Annotated in this window: 16 protein-coding genes; 11 read left to right on the top strand and 5 right to left on the bottom strand. The window is 68.1% G+C overall.

Features of this window, described 5'->3' with window-relative positions:
• Positions 1–7: 7 nt before the first annotated feature.
• Positions 8–1147 carry a UDP-galactopyranose mutase gene (gene glf, locus F784_RS0116700; protein ID WP_019587872.1) on the top strand — a complete coding sequence of 380 codons (1140 nt, stop codon included), beginning with the start codon at positions 8–10 and terminating at the stop codon, positions 1145–1147.
• 172 nt (positions 1148–1319) lie between these two features.
• Here the strand turns inward: glf and F784_RS27630 are convergent, their stop codons facing one another.
• Together F784_RS27630 and F784_RS24800 are read right to left on the bottom strand one after the other, a co-directional pair.
• The gene (locus tag F784_RS27630; protein ID WP_157465325.1) at positions 1320–1451 is read right to left on the bottom strand and encodes a response regulator; all 132 of its coding nucleotides are present in this window, start codon (positions 1449–1451) and stop codon (positions 1320–1322) included.
• Positions 1452–1569: 118 nt separating this feature from the next.
• Complete coding sequence (locus F784_RS24800; RefSeq protein WP_019587874.1) at positions 1570–4431, bottom strand: PAS domain S-box protein; 2862 nt, start codon at positions 4429–4431, stop codon at positions 1570–1572.
• A 340-nt stretch (positions 4432–4771) separates the two neighbouring features.
• Here F784_RS24800 and F784_RS0116715 point away from each other — a divergent pair, with 340 nt between their 5' ends.
• Entirely contained in the window at positions 4772–5236 is a 465-nt protein-coding gene (locus tag F784_RS0116715) for a response regulator (RefSeq protein WP_019587875.1), read from the top strand.
• Between the two features lie 271 nt (positions 5237–5507).
• Positions 5508–5927 carry a response regulator gene (locus F784_RS0116720; protein ID WP_019587876.1) on the top strand — a complete coding sequence of 140 codons (420 nt, stop codon included), beginning with the start codon at positions 5508–5510 and terminating at the stop codon, positions 5925–5927.
• 300 nt (positions 5928–6227) lie between these two features.
• On the opposite strand, the gene F784_RS0116725 is transcribed toward F784_RS0116720, so the two are convergent.
• Positions 6228–7757, bottom strand: a complete 1530-nt coding sequence (locus F784_RS0116725; RefSeq protein WP_019587877.1) for a hypothetical protein — start codon at positions 7755–7757, stop codon at positions 6228–6230.
• 80 nt (positions 7758–7837) lie between these two features.
• Positions 7838–8902: a glucose-1-phosphate thymidylyltransferase gene (locus tag F784_RS0116730; RefSeq protein ID WP_019587878.1), complete on the bottom strand. Its 1065-nt coding sequence runs from the start codon at positions 8900–8902 to the stop codon at positions 7838–7840.
• A 509-nt stretch (positions 8903–9411) separates the two neighbouring features.
• On the opposite strand from F784_RS0116730, the gene F784_RS0116740 reads away from it, so the two are divergent.
• Positions 9412–11244, top strand: a complete 1833-nt coding sequence (locus F784_RS0116740) for an NPCBM/NEW2 domain-containing protein (RefSeq protein WP_019587880.1) — start codon at positions 9412–9414, stop codon at positions 11242–11244.
• Positions 11245–11389: 145 nt separating this feature from the next.
• Here the strand turns inward: F784_RS0116740 and F784_RS0116745 are convergent, their stop codons facing one another.
• The gene (locus F784_RS0116745) at positions 11390–13810 is read right to left on the bottom strand and encodes an AAA family ATPase (RefSeq protein ID WP_019587881.1); all 2421 of its coding nucleotides are present in this window, start codon (positions 13808–13810) and stop codon (positions 11390–11392) included.
• 847 nt (positions 13811–14657) lie between these two features.
• On the opposite strand from F784_RS0116745, the gene F784_RS0116750 reads away from it, so the two are divergent.
• The 7 genes from F784_RS0116750 to F784_RS0116780 all read left to right on the top strand — a co-directional run bounded on the left by F784_RS0116750 (position 14658) and on the right by F784_RS0116780 (position 22826).
• Positions 14658–15608 carry a GDP-L-fucose synthase family protein gene (locus tag F784_RS0116750; protein WP_019587882.1) on the top strand — a complete coding sequence of 317 codons (951 nt, stop codon included), beginning with the start codon at positions 14658–14660 and terminating at the stop codon, positions 15606–15608.
• 122 nt (positions 15609–15730) lie between these two features.
• Entirely contained in the window at positions 15731–17122 is a 1392-nt protein-coding gene (locus tag F784_RS0116755) for a UDP-glucose dehydrogenase family protein (RefSeq protein ID WP_019587883.1), read from the top strand.
• Entirely contained in the window at positions 17119–18081 is a 963-nt protein-coding gene (locus F784_RS0116760; RefSeq protein ID WP_019587884.1) for a UDP-glucuronic acid decarboxylase family protein, read from the top strand. Before F784_RS0116755 ends, F784_RS0116760 begins: the two co-directional genes overlap by 4 nt.
• Complete coding sequence (locus F784_RS23630) at positions 18078–19073, top strand: glycosyltransferase family 2 protein (RefSeq protein WP_019587885.1); 996 nt, start codon at positions 18078–18080, stop codon at positions 19071–19073. Before F784_RS0116760 ends, F784_RS23630 begins: the two co-directional genes overlap by 4 nt.
• An 11-nt stretch (positions 19074–19084) precedes the next feature.
• Complete coding sequence (locus F784_RS0116770) at positions 19085–20242, top strand: glycosyltransferase family 4 protein (protein WP_019587886.1); 1158 nt, start codon at positions 19085–19087, stop codon at positions 20240–20242.
• 532 nt (positions 20243–20774) lie between these two features.
• The gene (locus F784_RS0116775; protein ID WP_019587887.1) at positions 20775–22250 is read left to right on the top strand and encodes a lipopolysaccharide biosynthesis protein; all 1476 of its coding nucleotides are present in this window, start codon (positions 20775–20777) and stop codon (positions 22248–22250) included.
• Between the two features lie 63 nt (positions 22251–22313).
• Entirely contained in the window at positions 22314–22826 is a 513-nt protein-coding gene (locus tag F784_RS0116780; protein ID WP_019587888.1) for a hypothetical protein, read from the top strand.
• Positions 22827–22848: the final 22 nt, after the last annotated feature.

The following is a 22848-nucleotide window of genomic DNA, read 5'->3' on the forward strand; positions in this document are numbered from 1 at the left end:
GGACCCGATGACAGAACCCACCTCCAACGGCTTTGACTACCTGATCGTCGGCGCGGGCTTCGCGGGCAGCGTGCTCGCCGAACGGCTGGCAAATGACGGCAAGCGGGTGCTGATCGTGGACCGGCGGCCCCACATCGCGGGCAACGCCTACGACCGCTACGACGACGCGGGTATCCTGATCCACCCCTACGGCCCGCACATCTTCCACACCAACTCCAAGGAAGTCTTTGACTACCTCTCGCGCTTCACCCAGTGGCGGCCCTACGAGCACCGGGTGCTGGCGAGCGTGGACGGCCAGCTCCTGCCCATTCCCATCAACCTCGACACGGTGAACCGGCTGTACGGCCTGAACCTAACCTCCTTCCAGGTCGAGGAGTTCTTCGCGTCGGTGGCGGAAAAGGTCGAGCAGGTCCGCACCTCCGAGGACGTGGTCGTGAGCAAGGTCGGGCGCGACCTGTACAACAAGTTCTTCCGGGGCTACACCCGCAAGCAGTGGGGGCTGGACCCCAGCGAACTCGACGCCAGCGTGACGGCCCGCGTGCCCACCCGCACCAACCGCGACGACCGCTACTTCGCCGACACCTACCAGGCGATGCCGCTGCACGGCTACACCCGGATGTTCGAGAACATGCTCGCACACCCGAACATCAAGGTGATGCTGAACACCGACTACCGCGAGATCGAGAGCTTCATCCCCTACGGCCACATGATCTACACCGGCCCGGTGGACGCCTTCTTCGACTACTGCTACGGCAAGCTGCCCTACCGCAGCCTGGAATTCGTCCACGAGACGCACGCGCGCGAGTACTTCCAGCCCACCGGCACCGTGAACTACCCCAACGACTACGGGTACACCCGCATCAGCGAGTTCAAGTACATCACCGGGCAGCAGCACCCCCACACCAGCGTGGTGTACGAGTACCCCCGCGCCGAGGGCGACCCCTACTACCCGGTGCCCCGGCCCGAGAACCAGGAGCTGTACAAGCGCTACGCGGCGTTGGCCGACGCCCGCCCCGACGTGACCTTCGTAGGTCGCCTCGCCACCTACCGTTACTACAACATGGACCAGGTGGTCGCGCAGGCGCTCGCCACGCACCGCAAGCTCACGGGGCAGAAGACCCAGCCCGAACCGGCGACAGCCAGGTAATTCATCCCCTCTCCCGCCCGGTCGCCTCAGGTGCCGGGCGGATGTTTTGTCATCACACTCCCTGGCCGGGCAGGGTGGCGAGCGACGACCAGAACGACAGGAGCTGCTCCACGACCTGCAAGAAGTCGGGCAGGTTCACCGGCTTGGTGACAAAGACGTTCGCGCCCAGGGCCTACGCCTGGTCAATGTCGCGCAGCTCGTTCGACGTGGTCAGCATGATTACCGGGATGTGCTTCAGGTCAGGGTCGGCCTTGAGCTGCGCGAGCGTTTCCAGGCCGCCTAGGCGGGGCGTCTTGACGTCCATCAGGATCGGGTCGGGCCGCTCTCCCACCGCGCCGCACCGCGAGGGCCTCCTCGGTGGGCAGGGCGTCGATGGGGTCGTCCTGCGCCAGGAGCACGTCCAGCCCGTGTAAGCGCGCGCGTCATGCCTCCTCCGTTTCCGCGGCGGGGAAGGTGAAGTGAAAGGCCGTGCCGACTCCCTCCTGCGACTCCACCCAGATGTGCCCGCCGTGCTCCTCCACGATCTTTTTCACGATGGCGAGGCCGACGCCGGTCCCGTTGAATTCCTCGCGGCGGTGCAGGCGTTGAAACACCCCGAAGATGCGCCCGAAGTGCTGCGCCGCAATTCCGATGCCGTTGTCCCGCAGCGTGAACTGGACCACGTCGCCCCGCACCTCGGCACTCAGATGCACCTCGGGTATACGGCCCGCGGGTTGGAACTTGATCGCGTTTCCAATCAAATTTTGCAGCACCTGGCGCAGTTGCGTCTCGTCGCCGCGGACACTGGGGAGGTCGCCGGAGGTCACGCGCGCGCCGCGCTCCTGCAGGGCGTCCTCCAGGTTCTCCAGCACCTCGCGCAGCACCCGTCCGGTGTTCACGTTCGACACCCGCATCTCGCGCCCCACCCGGGAGTAGGCGAGCACGTCGTCGATCAGGACGTTCATGCGCTCGACCGCGTCCACGGTGAAGGCGATGTACCGGTCGGCCTGGTCGTCGAGCTGGCCCCGATACTTGCGCTGCAAGAGTTGTACGTAGCTCGCCACGGTTCGCAGGGGGGCCTTGAGGTCGTGCGAGGCGACGTAGGCGAACTGCTCCAGCTCGCGGTTGCTCCGCAGGAGCTGCTCGGTGCGCTCGGCCACCCGCGCCTCCAGCGTCTCGTTGAGGTGGCGCTCGTCGGTGATGTCGGTGTTCGTGCCGAACCAGCGCACGAGTTCGCCGCGCTCGTCCCACAGGGGAATGGCGCGTGTCAGGAACCAGCGGTACTCGCCGTCCCGGCTGCGGAGCAGGAAGGTGCCCTCCCAGGGCTGCCCGGCCGCCCACTTCGCGGAGACGTCCTCCAGCACCCGGCCGATGTGCCCCGGGTGATGCACGTCCCGCCAGCCCCAGCCCTGCATCTGCTCGAAGGTCGTGCCGGTGTAGTCGTACCAGCGCTGGTTGTACCAGTAGATCCAGCCCTGCGGGTCCGCCATCCACGCCAGTTGCGGGATGGTGTCGATCATGGCGCGCAGTTCCGCGTCGCGCTCCTGAAGGGCCGCCTGCGCCGCCTTACGCTCGGTGATGTCGGTATGGGTCCCCACCCACTCCCGCACCTCGCCGTCCTCCCCCTTGACCGGCACGACCCGCACCAGCATGTGGCGGTACTCTCCGTCCGCACGGCGCAGGCGGTATTCCACCTGATACAGGGTCTTCGCGGCATGCGCCCGGTTCCACTCCCTCAGGACCTGGGGGCGGTCGTCGAGGTGCACCGCCTGGAGCCAGCCCCGGCCCTGCAACTCCCCGGTGGTCTGCCCGGTGAAGTTTCGCCACGCGGGCTGATCGCCCTCGAACTCACCGCTCGGGGGCGTGGTCCATACCATCTGGCTGCTGGCCTCCACCAGTGAGCGGTAACGGGCCTCGCTGTCCCGGACGCTCTGCACCGCGCGGGCGTTTTCCACGCTGCCCGCGGCGAGCTGCGCGAGCTGCACCAGAATGCTCTCGTCCTCGGCCGTGAAGTCGCCCTCGGTCTTGTCGCTGAGCTGGATCAGGCCAATGTTCTGTCCGCCGCGGCCCACCAGGGGCACCGCCAGCCAGCCGCGCATGGGCGGGTGCCGGTCCGCGTCGGCACCAAAGCTCTGCCAGGCAGGGTGCGCCTCCAGTTCAGCCCGGGTGAGGCGCAGCGGGGTGTTGAGGCGGCACACCCGGGCGTAGAGCCCGCTGCCGTCGGGGGCACCCTGGTACTCGCGCCACGCGGCGTACTTGTCACTCAGGGACACCGCGTTGATGGCCTGCGCCCAGTCGTCCCCTACACTGAGGCTGACCACCGCCTGGTGCGCGCCGATCACGGCGCGGGCCTGCTCGGTGATCACGTCCAGCGTTTCGTCCAGGGTGCGCGCCGCGTTGATGTTCAGCGCGGCTGCCGCGAGACCGCGCAGGCGCTGGGCGGAGCGCGCCTGCGTCTCCTGCAAGCTCGCGCGGGCCAGCGCCTGCGCGAGCTGACCGGCGAGCGACACGGCAAAGTCGCGTTCCGCCTGGTTGAAGGTGCGGTCAGTGTCGAAGCTGAGCGCGAGGGCGCCGAGGGCCCGGCCGTCCACGATGAGGGGCAGGGCCGCGAGCGCGCGGGTCCGGTCGCTTTTCTGCGGGCCGAGGGCCGGGTAGCGGGCGAGCAGGTCCCGCTCGCGCATAAACACGGCCTGCAGGTTACGCACCGCGTCGGTGATGGGCAACGGGGTGCTCATGGGAAAGTGGTGCCAACTCTGGCTGCGCCCGTCAGCGTAGCCGTGGCTGTGGACCAACTCCAGCCCGTCACCCTGCCCGGTGACCCGCAGGACTGTCCCCCCGTACGCGCCCAGGACGGGCAGGCCCGCCAGAAGGGCGGTCGCGGCCACCTCGCGCTCGGTGGAGGCTCTGGCGAGGTCGAGCGTCACGGCGAGCAGCGCCTCGCGGCGCTCGTCGGCAAGCCTGCGCGCGGTGATGTCCCGGAAATGTACGGCGATCCCGCCCTCGTGGGGAAAGGCCTTGACCTCGACCCATACCTGCAGGGCAGGATAATGCAATTCGAATTGCCGCACCTCGCGGGCCGTCATCACGCGGCGGTACTCCTCTTCCAGCCGCGTGTCAAGCGCTTCTGGAAAGCATTCCCACAGCACCTTGCCCAGCAGGTCGGGCGGCGTGACCCCCATGATGCCCGCCGCGTGGGCGTTGACATATGTGTACCGCCACTCGCCGTCCACTACGAAGAAGGGGTCGGCCAGACTGTCGAGCAGGTGGTGGGCGTCGGGGTTGAGGAGGGGTCCGGGGATCGTCATGGAGACGTGCTTTCCCCCTCATCTTAGGGTGGGGGCGACGGCAAAGGTCGGCTTGACTCCACATAAAGGAAGGCTTAAAAAATGGGCCTCCCTCCTGCTCTCCCTATCAGGCGTGGGGGTCAATTCCTCCATCTAGCCCGGCGGAGGGGGACCAGGAGCAACTGGACAGGCCGACGGGGCGGGCGGTGAAACGACCACGAAACCTCGCCCTGAAGGGGAAGGGCTGCCCCTCGTCCTGACAACCCGCGGGCGGGCCCGGAGAAGCATTGGCCCGGGAGGAAGCGCCCGCCACCGCACGGCGTGATCTTTTTGCCAGGGGGGCAGGCTTACTCTGCGCCTGATGCTCCTCCCCTTACCCACCCTCCCCGGCATCGCGCGCCGCCCCCTCCAGGTCCTGCTGATCGACGACAACCCCGCTGACCTCCTCGCTCAGGAGGCCTTTGCCGCGCTGGAAGAACCGGTCAGCCTCACCTCATGCCGGAGCGGTGGGGCGGCCCTCGGGGCGCTGCGTCAGGTGAACGCGGCCCTTCCCGACGTGGTGCTGCTTGACGTGAACATGCCGGGCCTGAACGGGTTCGAGGTGCTGAGCGCCCTGAAGACCGACCCACGGCTGTGCCTGGTCCCCGTGGTGATGCTGACGACCTCGCGCAGCCGAGCGGACATCCGCGAGGCATATGCCCGCCATGCCAACGCGTACCTGCTGAAATCGGGGGATTTCGGGGAGTTCCTCGCGGACATCCGCAGCTTCGTGAGGTTCTGGGCGGGGAGCAACCCGGACCGTCTGCCTGGGAGCGTCTCCGCCTAAGGCGGGCGGGGGTGGGAAAGGGGGAACATTTGGCCCGCCTGCCCGAAGAGGCAGGGCAAGCAACAAGAGGAGGCTGGGCCACCGGGCCGGGGGACGCCCTACTGCCGACCATGACACCACCCAGGGGCAGCCAGTCAAGGCGGTGCAAGGGGGGAGGCGTTAAGCCAAAAGTCTATATTCCTTCACACAGAGCTCAGCTATGCTGGGGACAGCACACCAGGTCCGAGCGGCGAAGCCGCCCTCTCGCCGCTGGTGTTCGGAAAGGACTTCCTTGACGTCTCCCGCTTTCCCCAAACACCTCCTGCTGGTCGAGGACAACGAACACGACGTCGAGCTGGCGCGTGCGGCGCTGGAGGAGAGCGAGGTGCGCTGTGAGGTGACCGTGGCCCGCGACGGGCAGGAGGCGCTGGACCTGTTGCGGGGGGCGGGGAGCCAGCCGGACCTCGTGCTGCTCGATCTCAACATGCCGCGTGTCAGCGGCCACGAGGTGCTGCGGGCCGTGAAGGGGGACGCCGCGCTGCGCCATGTTCCGGTGGTGGTCTTCACCACGTCCAATGAGGCTTCCGACCGGGATGCCTGCGCCGCGGCGGGGGCCGACGATTATGTGCTCAAGCCGGGACGCTTCGAGGGGCTGGTGGAAGCCGTGAACCGCCTGGGCCGCCGGTGGCTGACTCCGACCTTCTGCGTCTGAGCCCGGTACCGGCTTCCGGCCGCCGCCCCGCAGTTGGTGGGACTGCCGCCAGGCGCTTGAAAGAACGGCCCTGACGATTTAATACAGATTCGTGTTGAACAGCTCTGTAACTGTTCAACACGAGCGGAGCGAGCAGGAAAGAAACGGTTTGCGTCCGGGCCCAAGAGCACCGCCAGCGGGTCCACCCGGCCCGCCCACCAACATTAGCGTTCCCTTGACGCGGGCCTCTCGCGGGGCGACGGGTTCCCGAAGGAAGGAACGCCGCCCCGCGAAAGGCCCGGATGTTCGGCGAAGCCGCAGTCAGGTGAGCGTGCGGTCCGCCTCCCCGGCGAGCAGGTTGCGGTCGGGCAGGGGTTGCGGGCTCCCGGCCGCCTGCTGGGCCTCGTCCTCCAGCCGCAGCTCGTTGAGGACCACGCCCAGCACGCGGACCCTGGCGAGTTCGGCGCTCTGAAGCACCCGCTCGACCTCGCCCGCGCGGCTGGTGCCCGGGTCGAGCACCAGAACGATGCCCGCCGCGTCGGAGGCCCACAGCAGGGCGTCCGACCGCCGCAGCAGCGGAGGGGCGGCGATCAGCGTCAGGTCATAGGCGGGAGACGGGTTCCCCACTAGCGTCCGGGCCTGGAGAGGGTCGGTGCCAGGCAGGACCAGTCGGTCGACCCCCTCGGCGAGGCGCTGCATCCCTCCCGCCAGAATCGTCCCCGTACCCGAATGGAGCTGGGTGTCCACGATCAGCACGCGCTGGCCCGCCGCCGCGAGGCTCGCCGCCAGGGCCGTCACGACGCTGCCGCTGCCCGCTCCGTCCTGCGGGCTGGCGAACACTAGGCGGCGCGGCCCGTCCGCCGGAAGCTGCGAGAGCACGTTTACCCGCAGGAAGCCCAGGCTGTCCTGAAGGGGGCCGTCTTGCAGGGCGCCCGGCCCGCCCCGGCCCGCCGCCAGGCGGGGAAGCTGGCCCAGCAGCGGCAGCCCCAGGTCGCGCAGGCTGTGGGCATCGTACACCCGGCGCCGCCACGCCTCCAGCAGCAGGATCACGGCCGAGGCCCCGAACAGGGTGAGCAGGGCGGCCAGCCCCGCGCGGCTCAGCGGGCTGGTCGCCACCGGGGCGGAGGGCTCGGGCGCCCGCGCGACGACCTGGAGGGTGCTCACTGCCGCGTTCTCCAGTAGCGATACCCGGTTCAGCGCCTGGTAAAGACGGGCCTGGGTGGACTGGTAGGTGTCCCAGCGCAGGTCGCTGGCGCTTGGGGGCGGCTCGTTGCGGTTGAGTTCCGCAAGCTGCTTTTGCAGGCTGGCGCGGGCCAGCGCCACCCGCTCGCGGGCGCGCTCCTGATCCCAGGCCAGCAGGGCGTCCACCGAGGCGTTCACGAGGACCTGGGCCGAGGCGGCGTCCCCGGCGCGGCCCCAGACCTCGTACAGGTCCGAGCGGGTGCCCTCGGGGGTCGTGACGCGTACGAGCGAGAAGGTGTTGCCGCGGCGCTGCCTCTCCACGTCCTGGGCCAGGGCGCGGGCCTGGGCGGGCGGCAGGTCACTGGCGAGCACCCGCCGGGCGATATCGCCCACGACCTCGCCGTCGCGCAGGGCCTGCTGGAGGGTGCCGGGCGGCAGGGGCGGGGCGGCGATCAGCCCCTCCTCCAGCGCGCCCTCCGCGTTGCCGCTCACGGAGACCACGCTGCTCATCGTCTCGTACTGCCGGGCCTGCCGGGCGGTTGCGGCGTAGGTCAGGACGCCCGCGAGCAGGGCCGCCGAGAGCAGCGGCAGGGCGTGGCGCCGCAGGGGCAGCGCGAGACGGGGCACATCGACATCGTCGTTGGGGGACTGGGTGGGTAAGTACGGCATGGAGCAGGCACCTTTCGGGGAGTTCAGGGAAAGCGGGCGGGGAAGGCTGGCGGGCCAGGAGAGCAGTGGGCGGCGGGGGCTCAGCAGCCGAATTCGAGCAGGCTGGTGTCCGAGAGGACCAGGCGGTGGACCCGCGGCACCTCGCCGTGCCCAATCACACGGGCGCCCAGGCCGATTAGGCACTCCTGGAGCCGCAGGCTCATGTCGCGGATCTCGGCCTCCTCGTCGATCACGCTGTACTCGACCTCGGCGTTCCGGATCACGCTGCCGCGCCCGACACTGGTGAAGGGCCCGATGTAGGCGTTCTCGATCCGGGCCCCAGCCGCGATGGTCACGGGTCCCATGATGACGCTTCCGCGCACCTGGGCGCCCGGACCCACCACGACCCGGCCACACAGCCTCGACTCCGTCACCTCGCCCAGCACGCAGGGTTGAAGCCGTTCGAGCAGCAGCCGGTTGGCCTCAAGCAGGTCGTGGGGACGGCCGGTGTCCTTCCACCAGCCCGTGACCCGCTGGCCCACCACCCGGCCGCCCTCCTCAATCAGCCGCGCGATGGCGTCGGTGAGCTCGTACTCCCCCCGCGCGCTGGGCGGCAGGGTCTCCAGCAGGTCGAGGATGCCCGCCCGGAAGCAGTACACCCCCGCCACCGCCAGGTTGGAGGGCGGAACCTGCGGCTTTTCCAGCAGGCCCGTGATGTGGCCCCGCTCATTCAGCACCGCCACCCCGAAGGCCCGGGCGTCCGGGACCTCTGCCAGGGCGATCACGGCGTCCGCCTCCTGCTCGCGGAAGGTGGCCAGAAAGTCCCCCACCCCGTTTTCGAAGAGGTTGTCCCCCAGGTACACGCAGAAGTCGCTCGTCCCGATCCAGCCCCGGGCCACCCGGACCGCGTGTCCCAGCCCGAGCATCTGGGGCTGCTCGATGTACTCGATGTGGGCGCCCTCGACGTCCCGCAGCGCCCCCTGGATCGCCTCCCGCGTGACGCCCGACACGACGATGCCGATATCCCGGATGCCCGCCGCCGTCAGGTTCTGGACCGCGTGGCAGATGATGGGCAGGTTGGCGACGGGCAGCACCGGCTTGGGGCGGGCGTAGGTCAGGGGGCGCAGGCGCGTGCCGAAACCCGCTGCGGGGATGAGGGCCTTCACGAACCGGTCTCCCGCCGGGGGGACCGGCGAGGCTGCGCGAGCAGGCCGCGGTCGACTTCGGATCAGGGTTGAACATATGCTCCCGCCTTTCTCTTCTCTCCAGGCTGCCGGGCTGCCCCACACGGCGGGCCCCATTCCTGTTTGAGACGAGTATGTGAATGGAAGCGTTACAACTTCGCCAATTGCCATCACGGTCACCAACTCCGTCCGGACGCGAAAAAATCCACATTCGAGTGAAACTTACCGCCCTGTCAGAAACCCCACATTTTCAGGAGCTGACTGGGAAATTAAGAGTTTTTAACAGAATCTTATAATTTACTTTGTGTAACCTCAGCCCGTGCAGAGGTCCGCAAAAGTGTTGAGGAATGGATGAGAGAAATTTCATCAAGCTGAAGTTCTTTGGGTGGCCCCGCTTTGCGTTCGACGTCCCGGCTACCACCGCCAGGGTCACTACTTGATTTGCCCGTTTCGGTCTACCGCCATTTATTCCCTTTCTCTTTAGGAGACCTATGAGCAACAGCAACAAGATCCAGCTTTCTACTGCCCGCACTGCTCTTTCCTCGCTGGGCGTGCTGGCCCTGACCCTGGCGCTGGCAGCTTGCGGATCGACGCCGTCGACTCAGGCGCCGTCCAGCCAAACTCCAGCCGCCCAGGACTCCACCCCCACGTTCACGTATGACGGCGCGGACCACAGTTGGAGCAGCGACGGCGAGTCCACCCTGCAACCCCTGACCATCACCTCGGGCGACAACGGCCTGAGCTACGAGAACTGGACCTCAGCGACCAACGGCTGGGGTCCCGTTGAGCGCGACCGCAGTAACGGGGACAAGAACGCGGGCGACGGCCGGACCCTCAGCATCGGCGGCGTGACGTTCGACAAGGGGTTCGGGGCGCATTCCAACTCGAGCATGACCTTTAATCTGAACGGGCTGTGCAGCACCTTCACGGCGAACGTGGGGGTGGACGACGAGGTGGGCAGCCGCGGCAGCGTGGTGTTCCAGGTGTACGCCGACGGCACCAAGCTGTATGACAGCGGCGTGATGCGCGGCTCCGACGGGGCTAAGGCGCTGAGCGTGAATGTGAGCGGCAAGAAGGAACTGAAGCTGGTCGTGACCGACGCCGGTGACGGCATGAACTACGACCACGCCGACTGGGCGAACACCACCCTGCGCGGCTGCACCAGCGGCACCTCCTCGGCGCCTGCCCCCATCCCGACTCCTGGCAACGTCCAGTACGGCGGCCGCCTGATCATCTCCAAGGGCGGAACGTACTCGGGCAACTGGGAGAGCACCACGACCGGCGCGGCAGTCCTCATTCAGACGAGCGAGCCGGTGATCATCGAGAATGCCAACATCCGCGGCCTCGGCAACCTGATCAGCGGCTTCGGTAATCGCGTTACCATCCGCAACGTCCGTGGCTACGGCCTGAACCCGAACATCGCGGGCCGGACAGTCGGCAAGGCGGTGAACGCGGAAGAGATCAAGAGCCTGACGGTCGAGAACAGCTACTTCGAGAACACCACCGGCATCTACATCCGCTCGTTCTACGGTGACCCCACCAAGGGCGACGGCATCCGGATTCTGCGGAACCAGTTCCGCAACATCAACGGCATGAGGAGTGACGGCGCGGGTGGGTACACGAAGGACACCGCTGTCGTGCAGGCGCTGCTGTTCAATGCCGTGCGCCGCGTGCCCGGCGTCGAGGTGGCCTGGAACGAGATCATCAACGAGCCTGGGAAGAGCCGCACCGAGGAGACCATCAACCTCAACGGCAGCAGCGGTACGCCAGACTCGCCCATGAAGATCCACGACAACTACATTCAGGGCGCCTACCCGGTGGACCCCGCCACCACCACCAGCTACCCCGGCGGCGGCATCCTGCTGGGCGACGGCAAGGTCAGCAACCCGCTCGACAACGGCTACGCCTGGGCCTACAACAACCAGATCGTGGGAACCACCAACCACGGCCTCGCCATCGTGGGCGGCGTGGGTAACCAGATCTTCAACAACCGCGCGGTATCCAGTGGCCGCATGCCCGACGGAACGCGCCTGCCCTCCGTCAACGTCGGCATCTATGTCTGGGACATGTACGGCGCCGGTTCCCTGCCCACCCCCACCTTCGCCAACAACGTGATGCGTGACAATGTGATTGGCTGGACCAAGGTCAACTCGAACGGCACCACCACCAACAACGCCACTTGGCTCCCGGCCTGCGGCCTGAATGGGACGGTCTGCAGCAACAACCAAAACCTCGGCACGATCACTCTGGAGATGGAAAAGGCAGAGTGGACGCGCTGGCAGGGCAAGCTGGCCTCGGCGGGCGTCAAGGTCGGCCCCCGCTAAAGGCAAGAGAAAAGCGGGCGGGCCCACGGAGAACCGTGAGCCCGCCCCCAACTTGAGGCGGCGAATGGGCTTCGGTTCCCATTCGCCACCCACTTTGATAAGGTCAGGTTCGGGTTCGGCCGGGGAACGCCCTGGCCAGTCCCCCTCAGCGCACTTGTTTGAGGAGTGGCAGGCCGGGCTGGGGGAGGAGATGCGGACCGCGCTGTGCCGAGCGCAGGGCGGGATCGGAGGCGGCGACCAGCAAGTTCTGCCCCTGCCAGGTCAGGGCTCCCAGGGTGAGGGCCACATCGAGGGCGCGCACGCTGAGTTCCAGGATGGCCCCATCCGCTGCGGGCGCCGGGAAGGTCAGGTGATGCTCCATCCACTGTTCGGTCGCGGCCTCGTGAATGGTGTGCCGGACCTCCCCTTCCAGGTAGTCGGAAGTCGCCGTGCGGGTTAGGACGTGGGCCGTGCCCGAACCGAGCAGCTCCACCCGTAGGGGAAAGGGAAGCTGCTGCGGGCCGAGCTCCTCGCCGCCGCTGAACATGTCCAGGCGCCAGACCAGGTGCAGCTCGGCCTCACCCGAACCCGGGGGCAGGCTCAGGTGCAGGCGCAGGGTCTGCGGATGCCCGTAGCGGCCCACGCTCCAGATGTTCAGCCAGCCGCTGTTGTCCCGCGAAACCAGGTACCCCTGGGCCGCGACCGGGCCGTGCGGCGGGGTGGGGACCCGCTGGGGCTCCGGCGCGGGGGAGGAGGACCCGGAGGCGGGGCGCCGCCCGGCGTCCGGCAACTGCTGGCCCTGAAGTCCGGCGCGGTACACCCGCTGGAGGCGCTCGGCGTCCTCGGTCAGCCCGCCCCGGCGCGCGTAGTAGGCGGCGAGCCCCGGCGCACTGTCGGCCAGCGCGGGGACCAGGCGCCGCCGCACGTCCTGGCGGATCAGTTGGGGCGAGCGGCTGGCGAGCGCGATGCGCAGGCCCTCGCTGGCGAAGGTGTACAGCGTCTCGGCCCCCTGGGGTGAGGGCCGCAGGGTGAGGCCGGGCCATTCCAGCGTGCCCCCGGTCTCCGTCTCGCGCAGGATGTGGCGCTCCAGCGCCTCGTACAGCAGGGTGTCGGTGGAGGCGGCTAGCCCCTCGCCCAGTGCTGCCCGGGCCACCCGCCGGTCGAAGTGGCCGTAGATGGCACTCAGGCGGATCATCGCCTCCACCAGCGCGGACGGCCACCCGTCGATGTCCATGCCGTAGCTGTCACGCACGGCCTGCGGGAAGTGCGTGGCCTGGTCACCGGACTCGCCCGCTGACCCCAGCAGGCTGAGCAGGTGCAGCGGGTTCCCCTCGCTGCGCTGCACCAGCCGGGCCGCTTCGCCGTGCAGCGTCCGGACAGGCTGCGCGGCGAAGCGGGCCTCCAGGGCCTGCTGCACGCTCGCCCGGGTGAGCGGCGGCAGCTCCAGTTCGCGGCAGATTCCCCCCACCCGCGCGCGCAGGGCCCGGGTGAGCGGGGCCTGCGCCGCCTGCTGGCGGCTGAGCAGCACCAAGGCGCGCGGTCCCTCGCTGGGCACCTGCGTCAGAAAGGTGAGCAGCGGGGCCAGCTCGGCGGGGGCGTCGTGGACATGGTCGAACACCAGCAGCAGCGGGCGGCCCAGCCGGGCCAGGGCGACCGCCACTTTCACCGCGTCCTCCTCCAAGCTGGTCGGGGCGAGCAGCAGGCGGCGCAGCGCCTCGGCCTCGGGCCCCCCCGCCTCGCTTTCCCGCAGGGCCGACTGCGCGAGCGAGGCCAGAACCAGGCGGCTCGACCGCGTGTCGGGCACCCGCACCGTCAGCCAGCCGCCGCGCGCCGCCGCTCGCTCAACGTGGTAGCTCTTGCCGATCCCGGGAGGGCCGTGCAGTACGACGACCTGCGGTTCCCGCTCGGCCTCCCGCAGCATCCGCTCCAGAAGCTGCTCCTCCTGGGGGCGCCCGAAGTGCAGTTCCGGCACCTGGGCCAGTTCTGCCGGGGGCGTGTCCTCCCCGCCGGGCGCCGGGAGGTCCGCGGGGCTCAGGTCCTCCGGCGCCTCGGTACTTAGTTCGAAGCCCAGGGTGTCGGCCCGCGCCGCGATCAGCCGCAGGGCCCAGGCCTGCTCCGCGCGGGCGTAGCGCCAGTACACCCGGCTCAGCCCCTCCTCGATCTGCTGGCTCAGAATCCAGCGCTGCTGGTCCACCCACTCCTTGAAGGTGGAGCTGCCCAGGTCCTCCAGCCCGCTGAGCGGAAAGCCCCGCAGCATCGCCAGCCAGTCCGAGAGCTGCGCCTGGTTCATGTCCTGCTCGGCGCGCGCCTGCCACAGGTCGAAGTCGGTGGTGACGTTCTCCAGATACAGGAGCTGGCGGCTGGCGGGGAACAGGTTGAGTCCCGCCGTGCGAATCCGCGCCAGCTCGACCCGTAGGTTCTTGCGCGCCTCGGCCGTGGTCCACAGCAGGTCCGCGAGCCGCTCCCGGTGCTGGGGCAGCTTTTCTATAGAGAGATAGGTGATCAGGGCGACCGCCTTGGCCGAAACCGGCACGGGCTGCCCGCCCCGGCTGAGGTGCGCGTGTCCCAGAAGGTGGATGGTCAACACCTGTGGCCTCCGTCCGTTCCCTGCGCCAAAAGCCCCTTCCTCCCGGGAGAGGTCGGTGTGCCACAGCGCCAGTGTCCATTTCCTGCTTTTCGATGGGGATTCCTGCACACCCCAGAACTCTCGTCTCTTGTAGCCTCACACGGGCACATATTCTTAGGCTCCGGTGAGCCTCCATGAGCTTACCATGCAAAACAGGCGGTGGTCCGTCATTGTATGGGTTCAGTCTGTTTCAGGTCCCGTGGCTATGTGGAAGGGGTGAGGAACATAGCTCGCCATACAACGACCTCTCCGCCTAGTTGTCCCCCGTAAGGTAAAGATTGGGCAAAGAAAGAGCTATAGAGGTGAATCTCTCAGAAAGCAATCAGCTTTATGAAAAGGCTGACTACAGCTTTATAAAAGCAGCCTCAAGGGGTAGGATCCTGGCTGAACTTCCCCGCCCCCGGAAGGCATTAGCGCGGAGTTAACGCCATCTCCCTCACCATGGCGCCACCTCTCCAGCTTCCTGGAGCGGCAAGACAGGATCAGCGGGGGCTGAGGCGGGATGCGGCCCGGAGCCCGTGTTTGGCCGGGCGGCGGTCCAACGTCAGGCGGAAGGTGGGAAACAGAGGATGGGGATGGATGTGGCAGTGAGGAGAAAACCGGTGGGTGGGGACGGCCAGCCCGCTCCCGGCCGTCTGGCGGAGCCCCGGGGGCGTCCAGCCGGGGGCGGCCAGTCCGGGCCGTTTCTGTGGCGAGGACGTGGGGTCGCAGCTCTCCCGCCCGGCGGCCGGGGGCTTCCCCCCGGAAGGGGTCACCCCTGTTCCGGCCAGCAGCCCGTTCGCATCCTCCCCACCCTGCTGGTTCAGCCATGAGTCTTCCCACCGACGCCAAGATTTTCGTGGCCGAACATACCGGCTTCGTGGGGCAGGCCCTGGTGCGCAGGCTCCAACACCTGGGGTATCACAACGTCACCACTCGCGCGGACTACGAGCTGGACCTGCGCGAAAAGGACGACGTCAACGCCTTTTTCGAGAAGGAGCTGCCCGACTACGTCTTCCTGTCCTCGGTCAAGGTGACGGGGGCCATCACCGACTCGATCTACCCGGCGCAGTGGCTGCGCGACAACCTGATGGTCATGACCAACACCATCCACGCGGCGTACCTGTACGACGTGGAAAAGCTGCTGTGTATCGATTGCAGCTCCACCTATGCCGACGTGGGCGCCCTGCCGCTGAACGTGAGTTACCTCCAGGCGGAACTGATCGAGGAAACCCAGCGGGTCTGCCAGGTCGTGAGCCACACGACGACTGAGCTGTGTGACAGTTACCGCCGCCAGTACGGCTGCGACTTTGTCAGCGCGGTATTCAGCAGTCTGTACGGCCCGAGCTCCAGCGGCGACCTGCACCGCAGCAGCGTGGTGCTGGGGCTGCTGCGCGAGATGCTGCACGCCAAGGAGCTGGGCCGCCCCTCGGTCCGCTGGCCGGGCGGGGGCGTGTGGCAGCGCGACCTGCTGCACGTGGACGACATGGCGGACGCCTGCCTGTTTCTCGCCAACCACGTCTCGGAGCCGGGCGCGGTCCATGTCGGCTACGGCCGACCCTGTACCCTGGCGGACCTTGCGGCGGCGGTCAAGGCCGTGGTGGGCTACGACGGCGCCTTCGAGGTCGACCCCCGCGCCCCCCTGCTTCCCGCGCGCGGCGCGTTCGCCCAGGACATGCTGCGGTCGCGGGGCTGGGCGCCAGGCACCTCGCTGCACGCCGGGATCAACCAGACCTACCACTGGTATCTCCAGCACCGGCCTTTCGCGTCTTTCGGCTGAGGCGGCGACGCACAGCAGCGCGTTTATTTTTCTTTAGCGCCCGCCTTCTTAAGTTGACCCCAGCGTTGATCGAGCTCTGTTCGAAGCCTCTATGAAAGCGCAGCACCACAAGGAGAAATGAGATGCAGGATGCCAAGGCGTTACAGGTAGCGGTGGTCGGAACCGGGTACGTCGGGCTGGGAACGGCGGTCATGCTGGCCTACCTGGGCCACCACGTCACTGGTGTGGACGTGGACCAGGCCAAGATCGACATGCTCACTCGCGGGGAGCTGCCCATCTACGAGCCGTACCTAGACGAGCTGCTGCGCGAGAGTGCGCCGCGGCTGCGCTGGACGACCGATTACGCCAGCGCAATTCCCAACGCCGACGTGATCTTCATCTGCGTGGGCACGCCCCCGCTGCCCAGTGGTCAGCCTAACCTGGCCTACGTCGCGGAGGCCGCCCAGAGCATTGCCCGGCACCTCAACGGCAAGGTGCAGGTCGTGGTGAACAAGAGCACCGTGCCCATCGGCACCGGGGACTGGGTGGCGCGCATCCTGGAGGAGAACGCGGTCGACTACCACGCCAACCGCTACCTGGTGGTCAGCAACCCCGAGTTCCTGCGCGAGGGCACCGCGCTGCACGACAGCCTCTACCCCGACCGCATCGTGCTGGGGAGTGACAGCCCCGAGGCCATCGAGCGGATGGTGGAGCTGTACGAGCCGTTGCTGAGCCAGGATTTCGCCGAGCCGGTGTCGGTGCCACGCCCCGCGACCTACACCCAGCCCGCCCTGGTCAAGACCAGCCTCAGTAGCGCGGAGATGATCAAGTACGCGGCGAACGCCTTCCTGGCGCTCAAGATCAGCTTCGCCAACGAGATCGCCGGGCTGTGCGAGCGGGTGGACGCCGACATTCAGGAGGTCACGCGCGGGATCGGCTACGACCAGCGCATCGGGCCGCACTTCCTGGGCGCCGGGGCGGGCTGGGGCGGGAGCTGCTTCGGCAAGGACACCGCCGCGCTGATCAGCATCGGCCACGAGTACGGCTATGAGATGCCCATCCTGGCGGCCGCCGTGGAGATCAACCAGCGCCAGCTCGTGATCGCCAAACTCCAGCAGCACCTGCACCGCCTCAAGGGCAAGCGGGTAGCGGTGCTGGGCATGGCCTTCAAGCCGAACACCGACGACCTGCGCGACGCGCCCGCCCACGATTGCATCGCGCGCCTGGTCGAGCTGGGTGCCCAGGTCGTCGCCCACGACCCCATCGCCATGCCGCGCGCCCGTCACGAGTGGCGGCACCTGCGCTACCAGGAGGCGGAAAGCGCCGAGGCGGCCCTCCGGGGGGCGGACGCGGCGATCCTGATGACCGAGTGGGACGACTACCGGCGGATCGACTGGGAGAGCGCGCTGCGGGGCATGCGCCACGCTCTCGTGATCGACACCCGCCGGGTGATCGGCCACTTCGGCGGGGCGGGCACCGTCGAGCAGATCGGCAAGCGCCCGGCCAGCCGCGCCGCGCCCGAGGTGACCGCGTGAGAATTCTCCTGACCGGCAGCGCGGGCTTCGTGGGAAGCCACCTCGTCGAGCGCTTCCTGGGGGAGGGCCATGAGGTGGTCGGCGTGGACAACTACCTCAGTGGCCAGCGGCGCAACACGGCGCTCTTCCTAGGGCACCCCCACTTCCGCTTCGTCGAGGCCGACGTGAGCGCGGGGCTCCCGGTCGAGGGGACCTTCGACGCGGTGCTGCACTTCGCCTCGCCCGCCAGCCCGCCGCACTACCAGCAGCACCCGGTGGAGACGTTGCTGGTGGGCGCCCAGGGTACCCAGCACGCGCTGGACGTAGCCCGGCGCTCCGGCGCGACCTTCATGCTCGCCAGCACGAGCGAGGTGTACGGCGATCCCCTGGTTCACCCCCAGCCCGAGGACTACTGGGGGCACGTGAACCCCGCCGGGCTGCGAAGCTGCTACGACGAGGCCAAACGCTACGCCGAGGCCCTGACGATGGCCTACCACCGTCACCACGGGGTGGACACCCGTATCATCCGCATCTTCAACACCTACGGCCCCCGCATGCGCGCCGACGACGGCCGGGTGGTGACGAACTTCGTCAACCAGGCGCTGCGCGGCGAGCCGCTGACGGTCTACGGTGAGGGGCTGCAAACACGCTCCTTTCAGTACGTGGACGATCTGGTGGAAGGCATTGTCCGCCTGCTGGAAGTGTCCTACCACGGGCCGGTCAACCTGGGGAACCCGGATGAGTACACCATTCTAGATTTCGCCGAAGTTATCCGGGACCTGATCGACCCACGGTTGGAGATCGCGTATGAGCCCATGCCCGCCGACGATCCGCGGCAGCGCCGTCCCGACATCACTCGCGCGCGCGCGTTGCTGGGGTGGGAGCCGCAGGTGCCGTTGCGCGAGGGCCTGGAGCGCACAGTCGCCTCCTTCCGCGAGGTGGAGCCGGGGTGGCCGGAGCGCGTGCAGGTGGACGCGTGACCGGAGTCGAGCCCCAAGTGAGCGTGGTTATTCCAACCCGCCACCGCCCTGAGCTGCTGTTGGACCGAGCGGTACGCACGGCGCTCGCCCAGACGCTGCGCGACCTGGAGGTCATTGTCGTGGTTGACGGCCCCGACCCGGCCACGGTGGAGGCGCTCGCCACTGTCACCGACCCCCGCCTGCGCGTCGTCGCGCTCCCCCGGAATGTAGGGCCCTCTGAGGCCCGCAATGTCGGTGTGCGTCACGCCCGTGCTCCCTGGGTCGCCCTGCTGGACGACGATGACGAGTGGGCGCCCGCCAAGCTGGAGCGGCAACTGGAGGCGGCGCGGTGCTCGTCCCTGCGTCACCCCATCGTCGTGTGCCGCTATGACCTCCCTACGGCACAAGGCGCCCGTCAGGAACCCGCCCGCTTTCCGCGCCCGGACGAGCCGGTCGGCGACTACCTGATGGCGCGCGAGCACTGGTTCAGTCCCAACCTCACCCTGATGAGTACAGTGCTGTTCGCCGAGCGTGCCCTCTTCGAGAAGATGCCCTTTCGCTCGAGCGTGCCCCGCCACGAGGACTGGGACTGGCTCATTTGGGCCACCTCGGTGCCGGGCGCGGGGGTTGTGGGTGTACCCGACGTGCTGGCGACGTACCATTTCCACGAGGTCCGGCCCCACCTGGGAACCTCGGTAAACTGGCGCACCTCGCTGAGCTGGGCCAGTGACCTGCGGTCCCAGGGGCTGTTGAGTGACCGGGCCTACGTCGGCTTCGTCGTGTTTCATGTCGCGCACTTCGCCGCGCTGGAGGGCAACACCGCCGCTCTGCGTGAGACGGCCCTCGCGGTGCTGGGGGCACGGCCCCGGCCATTCGAGCTGCTGCGCTTCGCGGCGACCTGGCTGCTGCCGCAGGCACGGCGGCGACAGGGCCGGGAGGCACTCGAGCGCGTGCTGACGTGGCTGGGCCTGCGCCGGGGCGGGCGCGGCAGGCGTGAACTCAGCCTGAAATGAGGAGGCCCGAGATGCCCCAAGCGAGGCCCCTGGCCGTAACGTTTGCCGTCTACACCCTGGAGACTGTCGGCGGTGTGGAGCGCGCGACCACCCTGGTCGCCAACGGGCTCGCCGAACGCGGCCATCAGGTCACCATCTTGACCACCTGGGGCCGGGAGAGCCGTTTCCCGCTGCATCCGGGCGTGCACCTGCACACGCTGCGGCCGACCAAGGGTTCGTTCAAGCGCGAGTATCTCGGGGACGTGCGGAGGATGCGCGCCTACTTACAGCAGCACACCCCGGACGTCCTCGTCGGCTCGGAAACCAGCATCATGCTGCTGGCCCTGCCCGCCGCTGCTGGTCTCGGCCTGCCCTGCGTCGCGTGGGAGCACTTTAACTTCAACACGGTCTTCAACCGCCCGCGGGGCGCGCTAAACCGCTGGCGGTTGGCGCGGCGCCTCACCGGCCGTTGGGCTCGTGCCGCCGTCGTCCTGACCCGCCGCGACGCCGAGCTGTGGCGGTTGGGCCTGCCGGGGCTGCGGGCACGGGTCGAGGTGATCGCCAACCCGCTGTCGTTTGGCCCCGCGGACACCGGACCCTACAACGTGGACCACAAGGTCGTCCTTGCGGCGGGACGCCTGACTGAGCAGAAGGGCTTTGACCTGTTGCTAAAAGCGTGGGCGCGCGTCGAGCCCGAGTTCCCGGACTGGACCCTGCGTCTTGTCGGCGGGGACGGGGAGGAGGAGGCCAACCTGAAGGCCCAGGCGCTTCACAGCGGACTCCAGCGGGTTAAATTTGTGGGCAAGGTGGCGGACATGAGCGCCGAATACGCGGCGGCGGGCCTGTACTGCCTCAGCTCACGGTACGAGGGCCTTCCCATGGTGCTGCTGGAATGCCAGGCGCACGGCCTTCCCGTGGTTGCCTTCGACTGCGAAACCGGACCCCGGGAGGTCATCGAGCCGGATGTGAACGGGGTGCTGGTCCCCCCCGGGGACACCGCTGCCCTCGCGGCCGCCCTGCGGAGTCTGATGGCTGATCCCCAGCGCCGGGCCAGCCTGAGTGGGCGCAGCCGCAACTTGGCCGCCCGCTTCGGTCCCGGGGAGGTCTTGCCCCGCTGGGAGCACCTGCTCGGGCAGGTGTGCTCCGCGCCGTCCAACCCCACCATCACCGCTCGGCACAGTTGGCGCTGAGCTGCTCCGGCTCCGTCGCTGATGGGAAGGGGGCCTGCTCTAGGGCCTGGGCCAAGCACCGAACTGAGTTGAACGTTCCGGCCCGCCTTCGCGTAGCGGCAGCCCCGTCGCTCTTTGGCTTCCAGGCGGACGGCCTGGGTGGGCCTCAGGTCCTCCCTAAATGGGAGAAGCGGACTCCCCACGGTGCTGAGGACATTATGCCTCCAGGCCACGCTTCTGTACGGCGTGGAATGATGATCACCTGCCAGGTATCGACGTGTTCCAGCAGACGGCGCGTAGGCTTGCTCAGGAACGGTGCAAGTTTACCTTCGTGTAACGGCCTGGCTTCTACGGTAGGAGCCTATGAAGTGCTTCAGGTGGCCCAACCCCTCCGGCCCGACCCTATTCTGCTACCCACTGCGGTGCCTATGAAGTGTAGCCCGGGAGCCGGATGTGGTGAGCCTGCGCGGTCGCCTGGTTGGCGGGCGCCACGGGAGGGGCTGGCCTCAGCCCGGCTGGCGCTTCCGGGTGTTTTGGAAGGAAACTACTCCCGATGACCACCCTGCGCGAGAGGACTATGAACGCCTTGAAGTGGAGCTACCTGGGCTTTCTGACGAACCTGCTCCTGCAACCCCTGCTCATGGCCGTGCTGTCGCGCCTGCTGACGCCCGCGGAGTTCGGCGTCGCGGCCTTTGCATCGACCCTTTCCACCTTTGGCGCGCTGCTCACCGAACTGGGGGTGGGACAGGCCCTGGTGCAGCGGCGCGACCTCACCCACGAGCACATTCGGGCTGGGTTCACCTCCTCCGTCCTGCTGGGCGTGACGGTGACGGCGCTGGTCTGGCTGGCCGCGCCGCTGGCGGGGGTCTACGCCCACAATCCCGCAGTCGTGCCGGTGTTCCGGGGCTTTGCCCTCACCTACGTGGTGGCGGCAGTGGCGGTCGTATCCACGAGCCTGCTGCGCCGTGAGCTGCGGTTCAAGCCGCTCATGATCGGGGAGGTCTGCGGCTACGTCATTGGCCACGGCATCCTGGGAATTGGGGCGGCCTACCTGGGCTTCGGGGCGATGAGCCTCGTCGTGAGTGCGGCCGCCACCTGGACGATCCAGCTCGTGGTGAGCTATGCCTTCGCCCGCCATCCCTTCGCGTTCACATTCCGCTGGGCGCCGTACCGCGACCTGTACAGCTTCGGTGCCCGCGCCTCGGCCCTGCGGCTGCTGGAGTTCTTCAGCGGGAATATTGCAACGTTCATGCTCACGCGCTTGTTCGACGCGGCCGCAGTGGGCTTGTACAACCGCGCCTTCGTGATCGCCGGGATGCCGGTCGGGCGCTTGGCCGGGGGCCTGACGAGGGTCCTGGTGCCGTCGTTCAGCGCCATTCAGGACGACCCAGTCAAGATGCGCCGGGTGTACAGTTCGAGCCTGCTGGCCATGGCCGTGGTCCTGTTCAGCCTGTCGGCCGGGTTGTTCGTCTGCGCGCCCGAGATCGTCCGGGTGCTGCTGGGCGACCGCTTCACGGCGGCAGTGCCGCTGGTGCAGGCCTTCGCGGTGTACGTGCCTTTCCCAATCCTCGCCAACGTGGCGGCCATCGTAGCGGAGGCGACTGCACGGCTGAACATCAAGCTTGTCCTACAAAGTGCTCAACTGCTGTTCCTGATGCTCGGCTTCTGGACGGTGTACCGGCTGGGGTGGGGCGTGCAGGGCTTTGCCTGGGTGCTGGTGGGGGCTGGGGTGCTGTACAGCGCGGCCTACGCGGTGGTCGCGGCGCGCATCCTGGGTGGGGGAGGCCGGGACACCGTCCGGGCCTATGGAGTGGGCTTTGCCTGCGGCGCTGCTGTCGGGATCCCCCTCTTCCTGATCATCCAGGCCCTGCGGGCCGCCCATGTCGGGGCCTTCGCCCTGTTCGGCCTGGAACTGCTGCTGGGCGGGGTGCTTCTCGCGCTGGTGGTGATCTTCGGCCCGAACACCGAGCTGCGGGGCTACGCCCTGAAGTTTCTGCGCCCCCTCACCGCCCGTCTGGCGGCCCGCTGACCATGGGTATGGAGTGGGGAATGGCTGGCCATCCGGGGATCACCCCCGAGTCTGGAGGAAGACATGAGATTGAAATTTAAATGGCTGGCCGCGTGGCTCCTCCTGGCGGCGATGAGCAGCGCATCGTCGCAGACCTGGACCGTCTACTTCGTGTTCCGGCTCGCCACGGCGCTTCCCGTGACGCTCCAGGCGACGCCTGAATGTGAGGTGGATCGGGCCGCTTGGGAGGCTGGAACGGCTGCCCCGGAAACAGGGTCGCCCCTGAGGCTGCTGGAGACGTACAGCTTCGTGAGCGGGCAGAGCCCTGCCGAACTGCAGGGAAACATCGAGGCCTTCGCACAGGACCTCGGCTTCTCGGGCGCCGACTTGTGGGCGCAGGAGCAGATGACCGGGGACGGGAAACCCGGAGCGGCCGTTCAGACCCAGGAGTTCCAGGGTCCTCAGGCCCCCGGCTACCACTATGGCCTCCGAATCTACCCGCGGTTGGGGACGAGCGAGGTCAAAAGTGTTCTGTGCATCACTGTCCGTCTGGCCCCTGGTACGGGGGACACCAGCCCGACTTCTCCCGATAACTGAGCTTCTGGTCCCCTGCGAACCA

The organism is Deinococcus apachensis DSM 19763 (genome assembly GCF_000381345.1).
In the GTDB taxonomy this organism is placed as follows: domain Bacteria; phylum Deinococcota; class Deinococci; order Deinococcales; family Deinococcaceae; genus Deinococcus; species Deinococcus apachensis.

Excerpts from the sequence above, each read along its gene's own strand:
- glf (WP_019587872.1), top strand. The coding sequence starts at position 8 with ATGACAGAACCCACCTCCAACGGCTTTGACTACCTGATCGTCGGCGCG.
- F784_RS27630 (WP_157465325.1), bottom strand. The coding sequence starts at position 1,451 with ATGGACGTCAAGACGCCCCGCCTAGGCGGCCTGGAAACGCTCGCGCAG.
- F784_RS24800 (WP_019587874.1), bottom strand. The coding sequence starts at position 4,431 with ATGACGATCCCCGGACCCCTCCTCAACCCCGACGCCCACCACCTGCTC.
- F784_RS0116715 (WP_019587875.1), top strand. The coding sequence starts at position 4,772 with ATGCTCCTCCCCTTACCCACCCTCCCCGGCATCGCGCGCCGCCCCCTC.
- F784_RS0116725 (WP_019587877.1), bottom strand. The coding sequence starts at position 7,757 with ATGCCGTACTTACCCACCCAGTCCCCCAACGACGATGTCGATGTGCCC.
- F784_RS0116740 (WP_019587880.1), top strand. The coding sequence starts at position 9,412 with ATGAGCAACAGCAACAAGATCCAGCTTTCTACTGCCCGCACTGCTCTT.
- F784_RS0116750 (WP_019587882.1), top strand. The coding sequence starts at position 14,658 with ATGAGTCTTCCCACCGACGCCAAGATTTTCGTGGCCGAACATACCGGC.
- F784_RS0116755 (WP_019587883.1), top strand. The coding sequence starts at position 15,731 with ATGCAGGATGCCAAGGCGTTACAGGTAGCGGTGGTCGGAACCGGGTAC.
- F784_RS0116770 (WP_019587886.1), top strand. The coding sequence starts at position 19,085 with ATGCCCCAAGCGAGGCCCCTGGCCGTAACGTTTGCCGTCTACACCCTG.
- F784_RS0116775 (WP_019587887.1), top strand. The coding sequence starts at position 20,775 with ATGACCACCCTGCGCGAGAGGACTATGAACGCCTTGAAGTGGAGCTAC.
- F784_RS0116780 (WP_019587888.1), top strand. The coding sequence starts at position 22,314 with ATGAGATTGAAATTTAAATGGCTGGCCGCGTGGCTCCTCCTGGCGGCG.